Below are 14,022 nucleotides of genomic sequence, written 5' to 3'. Positions count from 1 at the left end.
GGTGTTGCACGCGACGCTTTCCATCAATAACAAGCTTAAGCGGAGTACCACAGATGGCGTTCTTCACCGCAGCCAGCAAAGCCGACTTCCAGCACCAACTGCAAGCGGCACTGGCGCAGCACATCAGTGAACAGGCACTGCCACAAGTGGCGCTGTTCGCTGAACAATTCTTCGGCATCATTTCCCTGGACGAGCTGACCCAACGTCGCCTCTCCGACCTCGCTGGCTGTACTCTTTCCGCGTGGCGCCTGCTTGAGCGCTTCGATCACGCGCAACCGCAAGTGCGCGTCTACAACCCCGATTACGAGCGTCATGGCTGGCAGTCGACCCACACCGCGGTCGAAGTGCTGCACCATGACCTGCCGTTCCTGGTCGACTCGGTCCGCACCGAGCTGAACCGCCGCGGCTACAGCATCCACACCCTGCAGACCACCGTGCTCAGCGTACGCCGTGGCAGCAAGGGCGAGCTGCTGGAAATCCTGCCAAAAGGCAGCACCGGCGAAGGCGTGCTGCACGAGTCGCTGATGTACCTGGAAATCGACCGCTGCGCCAACGCGGCCGAACTGAATGTGCTGAGCAAAGAGCTGGAGCAGGTGCTCGGTGAAGTGCGCGTCGCGGTCGCTGATTTCGAGCCGATGAAGGCCAAGGTGCAGGAAATCCTCACCAAGCTCGATCACAGCGCATTCGCCGTCGATGCTGACGAGAAGACCGAAATCAAGAGCTTCCTGGAATGGCTGGTGGGCAACCACTTCACCTTCCTCGGCTACGAAGAGTTCACCGTTGTCGATCAGGCCGATGGCGGCCACATCGAATACGACCAGAATTCCTTCCTCGGTCTGACCAAACTGCTGCGCACCGGCCTGACCAACGAAGACCGTCACATCGAAGACTACGCGGTGAAATACCTGCGCGAACCGACCCTGCTGTCGTTCGCCAAGGCTGCGCACCCGAGCCGTGTACACCGTCCGGCCTACCCGGACTACGTGTCGATCCGTGAAATCGACGCCGACGGCAACGTCATCAAGGAACACCGTTTCATGGGCCTGTACACCTCCTCGGTGTATGGCGAGAGCGTGCGGGTCATCCCGTTCATCCGCCGCAAGGTCGAAGAAATCGAACGCCGTTCCGGCTTCCAGTCCAAGGCTCACCTGGGCAAGGAACTGGCACAGGTCCTCGAAGTGCTGCCGCGTGACGACCTGTTCCAGACCCCGGTCGACGAGCTGTTCAGCACCGTGATGTCGATCGTGCAGATCCAGGAACGCAACAAGATCCGCGTGTTCCTGCGCAAAGACCCGTACGGTCGCTTCTGCTACTGCCTGGCCTACGTGCCGCGCGACATCTATTCCACCGAAGTGCGCCAGAAGATCCAGCAAGTCCTGATGGAACGCCTGAAGGCCACCGACTGCGAGTTCTGGACCTTCTTCTCCGAGTCCGTGCTGGCCCGCGTGCAGCTGATCCTGCGCGTCGATCCGAAGAACCGCATCGACATCGACCCGCTGCTGCTGGAAAAAGAAGTCGTACAGGCCTGCCGCAGCTGGCAGGACGACTACGCCGCACTGACCGTCGAAAGCTTCGGCGAAGCCCACGGCACCAACGTGCTGGCAGACTTCCCGAAAGGCTTCCCGGCGGGCTACCGCGAGCGTTTCGCGGCGCATTCGGCCGTGGTCGACATGCAGCACCTGCTGAGCCTGAACGAAAAAAATCCGCTGGTGATGAGCTTCTATCAGCCGCTGGGCCAGGTCTCCGGCCAGCGCGAGCTGCATTGCAAGCTGTACCACGCCGACACCCCGCTGGCATTGTCCGACGTCTTGCCGATTCTGGAAAACCTCGGCCTGCGCGTACTGGGTGAATTCCCGTACCGTCTGCGTCACACCAACGGTCGCGAGTTCTGGATTCATGACTTCGCGTTCACCGCTGCCGAAGGCCTGGACCTCGACATCCAGCAGCTCAACGACACGTTACAGGACGCGTTCGTCCACATCGTCCGTGGCGATGCCGAGAACGATGCGTTCAACCGTCTGGTGCTGACCGCCGGTCTGCCATGGCGCGACGTGGCGCTGCTGCGCGCTTACGCCCGTTATCTGAAGCAGATTCGTCTGGGCTTCGACCTGGGTTACATCGCCAGCACCCTGAACAACCACACTGACATCGCTCGCGAGCTGACCCGGTTGTTCAAGACCCGTTTCTACCTGGCGCGCAAGCTGGGCAGCGAAGATCTGGAAGACAAGCAACAGCGTCTGGAACAAGCGATTCTGACCGCACTGGACGACGTTCAGGTGCTCAACGAAGACCGCATCCTGCGTCGTTACCTGGACCTGATCAAAGCCACCCTGCGCACCAACTTCTATCAGACCGATGCCAACGGCCAGAACAAGTCGTACTTCAGCTTCAAGTTCAACCCGCACGCCATTCCAGAACTGCCGAAGCCGGTACCGAAGTTCGAAATTTTCGTTTACTCGCCACGCGTCGAAGGCGTGCACCTGCGCTTCGGCAACGTCGCTCGCGGTGGTCTGCGCTGGTCCGACCGTGAAGAAGACTTCCGTACCGAAGTGCTTGGCCTGGTAAAAGCCCAGCAAGTGAAGAACTCGGTCATCGTGCCGGTGGGTGCGAAGGGCGGCTTCCTGCCGCGTCGCCTGCCACTGGGTGGCAGCCGTGACGAGATCGCGGCCGAGGGCATCGCCTGCTACCGCATCTTCATTTCGGGTCTGCTGGACATCACCGACAACCTGAAAGACGGCGCCCTGGTGCCGCCGGCCAACGTCGTGCGTCATGACGACGATGACCCGTACCTGGTGGTGGCGGCGGACAAGGGCACTGCAACCTTCTCCGACATCGCCAACGGCATCGCCATCGACTACGGCTTCTGGCTGGGTGACGCGTTTGCGTCCGGTGGTTCGGCCGGTTACGACCATAAGAAAATGGGCATCACCGCCAAGGGCGCGTGGGTCGGCGTACAGCGCCACTTCCGCGAGCGCGGCATCAATGTTCAGGAAGACAGCATCACCGTGGTCGGCGTGGGTGACATGGCCGGTGACGTGTTCGGTAACGGCCTGTTGATGTCCGACAAGCTGCAACTGGTCGCGGCCTTCAACCACATGCACATTTTCATCGACCCGAACCCGAACCCGGCGACCAGCTTCGTCGAGCGTCAGCGCATGTTCGACCTGCCGCGTTCGGCCTGGACCGACTACGACACCAGCATCATGTCCGAAGGCGGCGGTATCTTCTCGCGCAGCGCGAAGAGCATCGCCATCTCGCCGCAGATGAAAGAACGCTTCGACATCAAGGCTGACAAGCTGACCCCGACCGAACTGCTGAACGCCTTGCTCAAGGCGCCGGTGGATCTGCTGTGGAACGGCGGTATCGGTACTTACGTCAAAGCCAGCACCGAAAGCCACGCCGACGTAGGCGACAAGGCCAACGATGCACTGCGCGTGAACGGCAACGAGCTGCGCTGCAAAGTCGTGGGCGAGGGCGGTAACCTCGGCATGACCCAGCTGGGTCGTGTGGAATTCGGTCTCAATGGCGGCGGTTCCAACACCGACTTCATCGACAACGCCGGTGGCGTGGACTGCTCCGACCACGAAGTGAACATCAAGATCCTGCTGAACGAAGTGGTTCAGGCCGGCGACATGACCGACAAGCAACGCAACCAGTTGCTGGCGAGCATGACCGACGAAGTCGGTGGTCTGGTGCTGGGCAACAACTACAAGCAGACCCAGGCCCTGTCCCTGGCAGCGCGTCGTGCCTACGAGCGCATTGCCGAGTACAAGCGTCTGATGAGCGATCTGGAAGGCCGTGGCAAGCTGGACCGTGCCATCGAGTTCCTGCCGACCGAAGAGCAGATCAACGAGCGCGTTGCGGCGGGCCATGGCCTGACCCGTCCCGAGCTGTCGGTACTGATCTCGTACAGCAAGATCGACCTCAAGGAACAGCTGCTGGGTTCGCTGGTGCCGGACGACGATTACCTGACCCGCGACATGGAAACGGCGTTCCCGCCGACCCTGGTCAGCAAGTTCTCCGAAGCCATGCGTCGTCACCGCCTGAAGCGCGAGATCGTCAGCACCCAGATCGCCAACGACCTGGTCAACCACATGGGCATCACCTTCGTTCAGCGACTCAAAGAGTCCACCGGCATGAGCCCGGCGAACGTGGCCGGCGCTTACGTGATCGTGCGTGACATCTTCCACCTCCCGCACTGGTTCCGTCAGATCGAAGCGCTGGACTACCAGGTCTCCGCTGACGTGCAACTGGAGCTGATGGACGAGCTGATGCGTCTAGGCCGCCGCGCTACGCGCTGGTTCCTGCGTGCCCGCCGCAACGAGCAGAACGCTGCCCGTGACGTCGCGCACTTCGGTCCTCACCTGAAAGAGCTGGGTCTGAAGCTGGACGAACTGCTGAGCGGCGAAATCCGTGAAAACTGGCAGGCGCGTTATCAGGCTTACGTCGCGGCCGGTGTGCCGGAGTTGCTGGCGCGTATGGTGGCGGGTACCTCGCACCTGTACACCCTGCTGCCGATCATCGAAGCGTCCGACGTGACTGGCCAGGATCCGGCCGAAGTGGCCAAGGCCTACTTCGCCGTGGGCAGTGCGCTGGACATCACCTGGTACCTGCAACAGATCAGCGCGCTGCCGGTTGAAAACAACTGGCAGGCTCTGGCCCGTGAAGCGTTCCGCGATGACGTCGACTGGCAGCAACGTGCGATCACCATCTCCGTCCTGCAACAGGGCGACGGCACTCAGGACGTGGAAGCACGCCTGGCGCTGTGGATGGCACAGCACGAAGGCATGATCGAGCGCTGGCGCGCCATGCTGGTGGAAATCCGTGCTGCGAGCGGTACGGACTACGCCATGTATGCGGTTGCCAACCGCGAACTGCTCGACCTCGCGTTGAGCGGGCAAGCGGTGGTGCCTGCGGCTGCTGCGAATGCCGAGCTTGAGCTGGCCTGAGTAGTGGTTGAATGAGAAAGCCCCGGTGTCGTGAGATGCCGGGGCTTTTTTGTGCCTGAAGGTTTTTTCGTGCCTGATGCGGCGCCATCGCGAGCAGGCTCACTCCTACAAGGGGAACGCATTCCAACTGTAGGAGTGAGCCTGCTCGCGATGGCGTCCTTTATATCAATACAACTTCTGATCTTGTTTACTATCCAGCATCGACACTTTGTCCGCCGGTCTGGCCACTAAATTGTTGAGCGACTGATCAAACTTCTGCAACGCCCGAACTTGCACATCCTGCTGCTGATTAATATCCGCCACGATCTCTTCCGAACGTTTGAAGTCCGCCCACACCGGCGTCAGTTCTTTCGCCTCGGAACCCTTCGCCGTCCCGATGTAGTTCAACTTCGCATCATAAAAGTCCGCACTGACATCGGCCTTGATGTCGGAGCTGCGCGAGGTGATCAACTGGCTGTGGGTGTCGACGATTGCCACCACGTCGGGGTGTGCCGCACGCAGGCTCTGAATGTCCGGGTAGACCGTGACCGAGCCGAACTGCCGCTGCAGCGAGGCTTTGACCCAATCCACCGCCATGTCCGGTTTCGAGGTGTTGACGTAGGCATCGTGGATCGGCTGCACCAGCAGGCTCTGGCCGAAACCGGTGCCGGCGTTGGCCTGGTAGTTGCGCAGGTATTCGCGGTTGGTCTGGGTGCTGGGGCTGTAGACCACGCCCAGCGATACGCCGGGACCGCTTTTCACCTGGGCGGCGCTACCGCGGCCGACCGGTTGGGTGAACAGCGTATCGAGGGAGGAAACCGCCTGCGGTGCGGTGGGCACCGAGCAGGCGGACAGGGCTAAAACCGATACCGCCAACGTACTGGCAAACGCAAGTTTCATGGTGAGTCTCCCGTGAAGCCACTTCAGTCGGAAAGTCTGAGTTGTCGCGGCGCTGTGTACCGGGCGCACGACAGTTAATTCAGACTAAACCCGCCAAGCTGTAAATAAGCTGACAATTTTCCTGGTTAAGGCGATGCAATAGTTTTATTTGCTGTAAGGCCAATCGGTTAATGACCACGGGAAATAAAAAGGCGCAAAACATGGTTTTGCGCCTTTTTATTTATGGCTGTGCAAACAACCATCAGTTTTTCAAGGGGATCAGCACTTGCTCGTCCGGCGCCAGCACCATGAACACCAACAACTTCGCCGGTTTGGTTTTGCTGGCGTTTTTTGACACCAGATGTTCCGAGCCGGCCGGTTCGTACCAGAACTGGCCTTTCTTGTAGGTGATCGCCTGTTCGCCCTTCACCTGGGAAATCACCTCGCCCTCCAGCACGTAGGCCATGGCGGTGCCGTCGTGTTTGTGGGCGATCGAGGACTGCCCGGGTTTGTAGTCGACTTCGATCATCATGGCTTTTTTGCCGGGTGCGTTTTTCAGCATCTGGTCTTGCAGGACCGTGACTTTTTCCGATGGGTCATGGGCCAGCGCAGCGGCGGACATGGACAGGGCGAGAGCGGCGGTGAAGAGGTGCAGGGCTTTCATGGCGGATCACCAGTTGGGGGAGGGGGTGGTGACCACAGTAGTCTGCGGGGCGGGGCGTGCAAACGGCCAATATTCGGGAAGATCGGGTGACCAATTCAGGCCGGTCGAGAAACAACTGTGGCGAGGGAGCTTGCTCCCGCCGGGTGCGAAGCGCCCCCAGAATCTGCCTGCTGATTTCTTCAGACGAATCGCATTGGCCGGTTGGCGACTGCTGCGCAGCCGAGCGGGAGCAAGCTCCCTCGCCACATGGAAAGGTCAGACGATAGGGAAACTGTTGAAATCCACACTATTGGCCAGGCGGCTATCGATCAGGTCAATAAACCCCTGCGCCTCAGGCCGATTGAAGTGCGCTTGCATCGCCGCTTCCGACTGCCAGCGTGCGCTCACCATCCAGCGGTGGCTGTCTTCGGGGCAGCGGTCGACCATGTAGGCGTCGCAGCCCGGTGTTTCGCGCAGGGTGTCGACGATCTTCTGCAACTGCCGGCCGAGCTCTTCCGAGCGGCCGGCGGCGGCGCGCAACTCGACGGTGTTGATCACTTCGTTGGACATTGCTCACACTCCTGAATCAGGCCGGACGAATCCTGCTCATTGAGGGATAACGCCTGTGCAGAATAGGCCTGACCCCCTTGAACACCAATAACCAATCGGCGGCTAATCGCCCAGACCAATTATTCAGGCAACGTGTTGCAGGATGTCGCGCAGGCGATCCAGGGCGATGTCGATGTCCAGCGTCTCGATGGCGCCAAAGCCGAAATACAGGCCGCTCTTCACCGGTTGCTGGTAATGGAAGGTGTCGATGGCATACAGCCCGACCTCGACCTTTCTCGCCAGCTCGATGACCAGCGGCAGGTCGATCGGCACCTTGCACAGCGCCGCCATGTGGAAGCCTGCGGCGGCCGGCACCACCTCAAACCAGGGCGACAGGTCGCCGGCCATGCGCGCCAGAATCCGCTCGCGGCGCTGGGCGTAAATCCCGTGGCAGCGGCGTATGTGCTTGAGCAGGCAACCTTCGGCGATGAATTTGGCCAGCGCCCATTGCGGCAGGGTCGAGGCGTGCAGATCGGTGAGCTGTTTGGCGCGAATCACCGCTTCGAGAATAGCTGGCGGCAGGATCGCGTAACCCAGGCGCAGCTCTGGCAGCAGGGTCTTAGAGAACGTGCCGATGTAGGCAACGATGCCGCGCTGATCGAGCTTGTGCAGTGAATCGGTGGGACGTCCTTCGTAGCGGAATTCGCTGTCATAGTCGTCCTCGATGATGATTGCGCCCAGTTCATAAGCCCGGGCCAGCAAGGCCTCGCGACGCGCGTGGCTCATCGGCATGCCCAACGGGAACTGGTGCGACGGCGTGACATAAATCAGCCGCGTGCCCTCCGGGATTTGCTCAACCACGATGCCTTCGGCGTCTACCGGCACGCCGACCACTTCGGCGCCGTGGGTGCCAAACAGCAGGCGCGCCGGCGGGTAGCCCGGGTCTTCCATCGCTACTCGGCTGCCGGGGCTGATCAGCACACGGGTGATCAGGTCCAGCGCCTGTTGCGCGCCGTTGCACACCACGATGTCTTCGTCCTGGCAGTTGATCCCGCGGGAGAACGCGATGTGCCCGGCAATCGCATGGCGCAGGGCCGGCAGGCCTTCGGGCACGCTGTAGAAGCCTTTCGACCCGGCCATCTGACGCATCGCATGGGAGACGCAGCGGCGCCAGTCGTCATGGGGGAACTGGCCCTTGCTGGTGGCGCCGCCGATAAAGTCGTAGCGCAGCGAGCCGTCCAGCGTCGGATGCCGGAGAAACACTGGCAGGTTGCGCCAACGCTCGATGAGCTCGGCACTGGCCAGTTCGGTGTGGCTTTGCTTGCGCTGAACCTGCGCCGGGCGGGCGTTGACGTAAGTGCCTTTGCCGATCACTCCGGTGAGGAAGTTTTCGTAGGTCAGCTGCGCGTAGGTGTCGGAAATGGTCTTGCGCGAGATCCCCAGTTGCTCGGCCAGCAGGCGACTCGGTGGCAGCTGCGTCCCCGCCGCCAGACGCCCGGACTCGATGGCGCCGCGCAGCTGGTTGTACAACTGACCGGCCAGGTCCTTGCGGCCATTGATCACGACGTGAAGTTCCATACCGACGCGGCTCCGGGGGTGATTGAAGTGTCGGTCAGATTAACGCTGTTGTTTGATTGGCAATAGTTGCCTACCCGAAAAACCCGAAATTGGCCTCAATCCCCTGTAGGAGTGAGCCTGCTCGCGATGACGGTGGCATATCCGACAGCAATGTTGCCTGACACACCGCTATCGCGAGCAGGCTCACTCCTACAGGGATTTGTGCTCGGCTGATGGTTATTGGTGTAGCGATATTCCGTGCAATTGGGGCTGTAATGCATCGCTGTCGGCGTTTACGGTGAAGTCATTATTCCGTCTACCGAGAACCGCCATGTCCCCGCGTCTGGATTACTACAACGCCTCGCCCAAGGCGATGAAAGCCATGCTCGCCATGGAAGCGTTGACCCGCGACCTGAGCATCGAGGCGCCGCTGTTGCAACTGATCAGGATCCGCGCCTCGCAGCTCAACGGCTGCGCGTTCTGCACCGACATGCACTCGGTGGACGCGCGGCGGGCCGGGGAGAGTGAGCGGCGCTTGTATGCGCTTGCGGTGTGGCGCGACAGCGGCTTTTTCAACCCCCGCGAGCGGGCCGCGCTGGGCTGGGCCGAGGCGGTGACGCTGTTGGCTGAAAGCCATGTGCCGGACGATGTCTACCAACAGGCCAAGGCGCAATTCAGCGAGGCCGAACTGGTGGATTTGACCATGGCCGTGAGCGCCATCAACAGCTGGAACCGGTTGGCGGTGAGCTTCCGCCAGACACCGAGCGAATGAGCAACGCCTAAACCTGTGGCGAGGGAGCTTGCTCCCGCTCGGCTGCGCAGCAGTCGCAAAACCTTTGCATGCGGTCTGTCAGTTAAAATCGGTTCGGCAGGTTTAGGGGCGCTGCGCACCCCAGCGGGAGCAAGCTCCCTCGCCACAAAGCTTGCTCTGCGGTTCGGTGGGCGGTGAGCTTTCGCCAGGCCCAAAACGACTGAAGATCAAAAGATCGCAGCCTTCGGCAGCTCCTACATGGGATCGAATGTAGGAGCTGCCGAAGGCTGCGATCTTTTGACTTTGATGTTTGCCTAATTCGCTGGGCGTTGCGGTTTCACCGACGTCCCGAAGGTATTGCCCATCCGCGTACCGGTCGCCGCCGGCGTCGCCAGCCCGACCTGATTCGGTGGCCGCTTGTTCACCGGCACATTCAGCGCTTCCTGGTTTTTCTTGGCGGCGGCAGCGCCTTCGGGGTTGTTGCCCATCTGCTGGCTCAGGCAGTCGTAATTCGGCGCCTTGTAGCCGCCCACGGTGACGTCCACGCAGCCCAGCGGTTGCTCGGCTTGGGCATTTACGAATGCACTCAACAACAGCCCGCCAAGGGCGATTTTCCACAGTGATTTCATGCAGGCCTCCTGGCCGGCCCGAAGGGGCCGTTCTACGCAAAGAGTCTAGTGCAAGCCCCGCGCAAATCCCGTGATGGTTTTTTTGCACCGCCCGTCACACCAGATTCATAAACAGCCATCAGGATGACGGTTTTCAGGGGTACGTCAGCCGTGCAGCGAGGCAGTTCCAGGGACGGTCTTCAGCGTTCAGCGACTCTTGTGCACCGGCTGGGTCTGGGGCTGCTGCTTGGCTGGTTGAGCGGCGGCGTGACAGCCGGACCGGTGCCGGCGGACTTGCGCATGACGCTGCACATTCCGGCGCAGGACCTGGCCCGAGCGCTGGATCAATACAGCCACGCCACCGGGGTGGCGGTGCTGGTCGACAGTCAGTTGAGTCGCGGCCGACGCTCATTGGCGGTCGATGGCGAATACACCGCCGCCGATGCCTTGCGCCGTTTACTCGGCGGCAGCGGGCTGATGGCGCGCTACGCCCGCGACGATGCGTTCACCTTGCAGGTGGCGCAGGTCGAGGACGTGCCGTCGGCCGTGGACAAACCCACGCCGGCCAGCGCCGCCGTGAGTCGCAGCTACGCCACCGCCGTGCAAGCGGCGATCGAGCGCAACCTGTGCCGCTCGCCGCTGACCCGTCCGGGCAGTTATCGCGCGGTGTTGCAGGTCTGGGTCGGGCGGGACGGCGTGGTGCAGCACAACCGGTTGGTCACCACCACCGGTGATGAACGGCGCGATACGGCGCTGGTGGAGAGCTTTCGCAATCTCAGGATCGACCGGCCGACGCCCAGCGCGTTGCGTCAGCCGGTCACGTTGCTGTTGTTACCGGAGTCGTCAGGGAAACGCATGGAATGCACCAAATGGGAAGGAGTTTCCGGGGGATGAAAGACACCGGACAAGGTTCAATGGTCCAACTGTTCCTGACGTCCTACGAGGACTTTCGGGTGCGCTTGCGACGCCGTCTCGGCTCGGAAGACCTGGCCAACGACGTGCTGCACGAAACCTACCTGCGGGTCGACCGCATGGAAACGCCGCCGAACCTGCTGCGGCCCAATGCCTACCTGTATCGCATGGCGCTGAACATTGCCGCCGACCGACGTCAGGCCGATGCGCGCCTGCTCACCGGCAGCGAAGTCGAAGAGCTGCTGCAAATCGGCGACGAGGCTCTGGACCCGGCGCGAGTCGTGGGTGGGCAAAAGGAAATCCAGTCACTGCTCAGCGCCTTGTACGAACTGCCGGCACGCCGTCGGCGGATCTTCATCGCGGCGCGTCTGGAGGAGGCGCCGCACCTGGAAATCTCCCAGCGTTTCGGCATCTCCACACGCATGGTCGAGAAGGAAATCAAAGCCGCGTTGGGCCACTGCGCAGCGAAACTGGAAAGAAAAGTGTTTCAGCGGTTCGGTCGCGGGGCCGGAAAACCGTCTTGTGAATGAAGCTGGGTAAAAAGTCCCGATTAATCCGTTGAGAATCTGCGCGTTTGAACATCTTTCGTCTGACACCTGCCGAGCCTTCAGCCGCCGAGCGTCTGCACAGCGAGGCCCGCGACTGGTTGATCTTGCTGACCTCGGGCCGCGCCACCGTCGCCGACGCCCGCGCACTGCGCGAGTGGTGCGCACACAGCCCCGAGCACGCCCGCGCGTTCGAAGACGCCAAGCGCTTGTGGCATCAACTGCAACCAGCGGCGGAGCAATTGCAGGCACCGCGGCGCTTCGGTCGTCGGGCCTTTCTTGGCGGTGCCATCGCGGCATCGGCAGCCTTCCTGCTGGTGCGCGGCACGATTCCCGGTGGCTTCGAAGGGCTCGGCGCCGATTACATCACCGAAGTCGGCCAGCAGCGGCGCTTCGAACCGGTGGATGGCGTGAGCCTGGAACTCAACACACAAACCCGCATCAACCAGCGCTCTGGCGACGACGGTGTGCAGGGGTTTGAACTGGTCAGCGGCGAAGTCGAAGTGCAGACCGCGCGCCTGCCATTGGCGATGCAGGCCGGGGGCGGGTGGTTGCTCGCGAGCCAGGCGCGGTTCAATTTGCGCAACACCGATCAACAGGTGTGCGTGACCTGCCTTGAAGGTTCGGTGGACGTCAACGTCGATGGCCGAAGTCTGCGTTTGCAGCCGGGTGAGCAATTGACCTATGACGGGCGGCAGGTCGGGGCGGTGCAAAGCGTCGACACGGCGGCGGTGATGAACTGGCGCCAGCAAGTGCTGGTGTTCAACGGCGCGACCCTGAGCCAGATGATCGACGAGATCAACCGCTACCGCCCCGGCATGTTGCTGCTGCTCAACCGCGAACTCGGCCAACGCCGCGTCCAGGCCCGCTTCAGCCTCGACCAACTCGCCGGCGTCGCACTGCTGATCCGCGATGCCTACGGCGTCAAATGCACCGAACTACCGGGCGGCGTGGTCGTCCTCAGCTAACCCAACACCATCAACCCCTGTGGGAGCTGGCTTGCCAGCGATGACGCCCTAACAGCCAACCACCCCAAAACTGACCAAACCCAATCCCAATGTAGGAGCTGCCGAAGGCTGCGATCTTTTGATTTTGCCTTTAAGGATCAAAAGATCGCAGTCTTCAGCAATTCCTGCACGTATCACTCCAACGGCCCCATCACCTGCCGATACCGCTCCACCCCCTGCGCCGTCTCCCGCGTCAACCGAACCTCCAACCCCAACGGATCCTCCCGCCGATTCCCACTCAACTGCCGCCAACCCTCATCCACCTCCCAAACCCGCACCTGCACATCACTCACACCTTCCAACACCGCGACCCCAGCCCCCGGCGCCGGCAACGGATACCGACTCCGCGCCGCCGCCACCGCCCGAAACAACGTGTCGCCCTTAACCCACCAACGCACCCGCTGCAACGCCCCAGGCTGATCCGCCGCACTGCGAATAATATCCAGCCGAAACCCTTTGCTATCACTGCTACGCACAGTAATCGCCGGCGGCGCACTCAGCGGCTCATCATCCACGCCCACCTTCTTCGGCTCGGTCAACTCAATCCCCGCGCGCATCTCCACATCGCGCTGCAACTGATTCACCGTCCGCAACAAACGGTCACTCTGCTCACTGCTCGCCTGCAAATGACTGTCCGCCCGCGTCACACTGTCCAGCCCGCGCCACGCAATCAAACTGACCACCGCCATCAGCAGAATCGCGACCATCACCTCGATCAGGGTAAAGCCCCGTTGATCGTTCATTGCACACTGATCCTTCCGCTGGCATCACGCAGCACACTCAACCGATTGAGCCCATCAGACAGGGTCAATTGCAGCGGCGGATTGATCCACTCGGCGTTGAGCACCACCTTCTGCTTCGGCTCCACCCGCACCTCCAGCTTCGGACTCTGCCAAGTGCGCGGCCGCAACTGCGGGTCATCCTTGAAATGCTCAAAACCCCGCCCACTGTCACTGCGCCGACTGAACCGAAAGCCCTTGCCATCGCTCAGCCAAACAATCGGCCGACCATCCGCGCGCGCCTCCGCCTGCGCCACCTGCAGCAACTGCGCCACACGCTCGGCATCCTTGCGCAGCAGTTGCAGCGGATCCGGCTTGATACTCAGGCTGATCGCCGCACTGGCAATCCCGATGATCACCAACACCACCATCAACTCGATCAGCGTAAAACCCTGCTGCCTGCACCGGTTCATCGATTGCGCACTCCTTCGCGTCCAGCCCCGTCCCAAAAAAACATCCTGCACGGCCAACATGTAAGGCGTGTGAAATAAAACCGTGAGAATTGCCGCGTAGCCTGTCAGCAGGGACTAAAAGGAGATTCAGCCCATGATGCTCACCACCCGCATTTCCCCCCCGCAAACCGTCCAGGCCCTCGCACTGCTCGCCGCCCTGGTCGGCGTGGCGACCTGGTCGTCGCTGCTCCTGACCACCGCCGAATCCCACACCCCACCAGCGCCCCCACAAATGCTCGCGGCGCGCAGTGACAGCCCGGCGTTGCAGTGGTTTTCCAACCAGACGGCGCCGATGGACATCAAGGTGAGCGGGGTGATGGCGGGGAGTCGCGGGGCAGTGGCGATTTTGAGTTTGAACGATGGGCCGCCGCGGAGTTTTTTGCAGGGGGAGAGGGTGGGGCCTGGGTTGAAG

At 61.7% G+C, this 14,022-nt stretch carries 13 protein-coding genes; 6 read left to right on the top strand and 7 right to left on the bottom strand.

Annotated elements, in window-relative coordinates:
* Window positions 1-53 precede the first annotated feature (53 nt).
* Window positions 54-4,949 (top strand): NAD-glutamate dehydrogenase, encoded by a 4,896-nt coding sequence (locus tag J5M57_RS00065; RefSeq protein ID WP_083368882.1) that lies wholly within the window; start codon window positions 54-56, stop codon window positions 4,947-4,949.
* Window positions 4,950-5,114: 165 nt separating this feature from the next.
* Here J5M57_RS00065 and J5M57_RS00060 read toward each other — a convergent pair whose 3' ends face one another.
* The 4 genes from J5M57_RS00060 to J5M57_RS00045 form a co-directional block, all read right to left on the bottom strand.
* Window positions 5,115-5,828: an ATPase gene (locus tag J5M57_RS00060; RefSeq protein WP_207849722.1), complete on the bottom strand. Its 714-nt coding sequence runs from the start codon at window positions 5,826-5,828 to the stop codon at window positions 5,115-5,117.
* Window positions 5,829-6,069: 241 nt separating this feature from the next.
* Complete coding sequence (locus J5M57_RS00055) at window positions 6,070-6,471, bottom strand: cupin domain-containing protein (protein ID WP_064587853.1); 402 nt, start codon at window positions 6,469-6,471, stop codon at window positions 6,070-6,072.
* A gap of 255 nt (window positions 6,472-6,726) precedes the next feature.
* Window positions 6,727-7,020 carry a putative quinol monooxygenase gene (locus J5M57_RS00050; protein ID WP_064587852.1) on the bottom strand — a complete coding sequence of 98 codons (294 nt, stop codon included), beginning with the start codon at window positions 7,018-7,020 and terminating at the stop codon, window positions 6,727-6,729.
* Window positions 7,021-7,143: 123 nt separating this feature from the next.
* Complete coding sequence (locus J5M57_RS00045) at window positions 7,144-8,577, bottom strand: PLP-dependent aminotransferase family protein (RefSeq protein WP_064587851.1); 1,434 nt, start codon at window positions 8,575-8,577, stop codon at window positions 7,144-7,146.
* Between the two features lie 310 nt (window positions 8,578-8,887).
* Between J5M57_RS00045 and J5M57_RS00040 the strand changes: the two genes are divergently transcribed.
* Window positions 8,888-9,328, top strand: a complete 441-nt coding sequence (locus tag J5M57_RS00040) for a carboxymuconolactone decarboxylase family protein (protein ID WP_207850152.1) — start codon at window positions 8,888-8,890, stop codon at window positions 9,326-9,328.
* 293 nt (window positions 9,329-9,621) lie between these two features.
* On the opposite strand, the gene J5M57_RS00035 is transcribed toward J5M57_RS00040, so the two are convergent.
* Window positions 9,622-9,936: a hypothetical protein gene (locus J5M57_RS00035; RefSeq protein WP_207850153.1), complete on the bottom strand. Its 315-nt coding sequence runs from the start codon at window positions 9,934-9,936 to the stop codon at window positions 9,622-9,624.
* A 207-nt stretch (window positions 9,937-10,143) separates the two neighbouring features.
* On the opposite strand from J5M57_RS00035, the gene J5M57_RS00030 reads away from it, so the two are divergent.
* Genes J5M57_RS00030 through J5M57_RS00020 form a run of 3 tightly spaced genes read left to right on the top strand, consistent with a single transcriptional unit; the run spans window position 10,144 to window position 12,340 of the window.
* Entirely contained in the window at window positions 10,144-10,809 is a 666-nt protein-coding gene (locus J5M57_RS00030; protein WP_243435306.1) for a secretin and TonB N-terminal domain-containing protein, read from the top strand.
* On the top strand, window positions 10,806-11,357 hold the full coding sequence (locus J5M57_RS00025) for an RNA polymerase sigma factor (protein ID WP_064587847.1): 552 nt from the start codon (window positions 10,806-10,808) through the stop codon (window positions 11,355-11,357). Before J5M57_RS00030 ends, J5M57_RS00025 begins: the two co-directional genes overlap by 4 nt.
* A gap of 44 nt (window positions 11,358-11,401) precedes the next feature.
* Window positions 11,402-12,340 (top strand): DUF4880 domain-containing protein, encoded by a 939-nt coding sequence (locus J5M57_RS00020; protein WP_207850155.1) that lies wholly within the window; start codon window positions 11,402-11,404, stop codon window positions 12,338-12,340.
* Between the two features lie 173 nt (window positions 12,341-12,513).
* Here J5M57_RS00020 and J5M57_RS00015 read toward each other — a convergent pair whose 3' ends face one another.
* Together J5M57_RS00015 and gspH are read right to left on the bottom strand one after the other, a co-directional pair.
* Window positions 12,514-13,122, bottom strand: a complete 609-nt coding sequence (locus tag J5M57_RS00015) for a prepilin-type N-terminal cleavage/methylation domain-containing protein (RefSeq protein WP_207850156.1) — start codon at window positions 13,120-13,122, stop codon at window positions 12,514-12,516.
* Window positions 13,119-13,571, bottom strand: a complete 453-nt coding sequence (gene gspH / locus J5M57_RS00010) for a type II secretion system minor pseudopilin GspH (RefSeq protein ID WP_207850157.1) — start codon at window positions 13,569-13,571, stop codon at window positions 13,119-13,121. Before gspH ends, J5M57_RS00015 begins: the two co-directional genes overlap by 4 nt.
* Window positions 13,572-13,704: 133 nt before the next feature.
* Here gspH and J5M57_RS00005 point away from each other — a divergent pair.
* Window positions 13,705-14,022, top strand: a 318-nt coding sequence (locus tag J5M57_RS00005; RefSeq protein ID WP_207871942.1) for a general secretion pathway protein GspC, incomplete at its 3' end; no start/stop codon positions are given.

Origin of the sequence: Pseudomonas sp. 86_A (assembly GCF_017491705.1) — a bacterium.
Lineage (GTDB): Bacteria > Pseudomonadota > Gammaproteobacteria > Pseudomonadales > Pseudomonadaceae > Aquipseudomonas > Aquipseudomonas koreensis.
The sequence above is the reverse complement of the archived record's forward strand: the minus strand, read 5'-3'. Positions and strand labels throughout refer to the sequence as shown.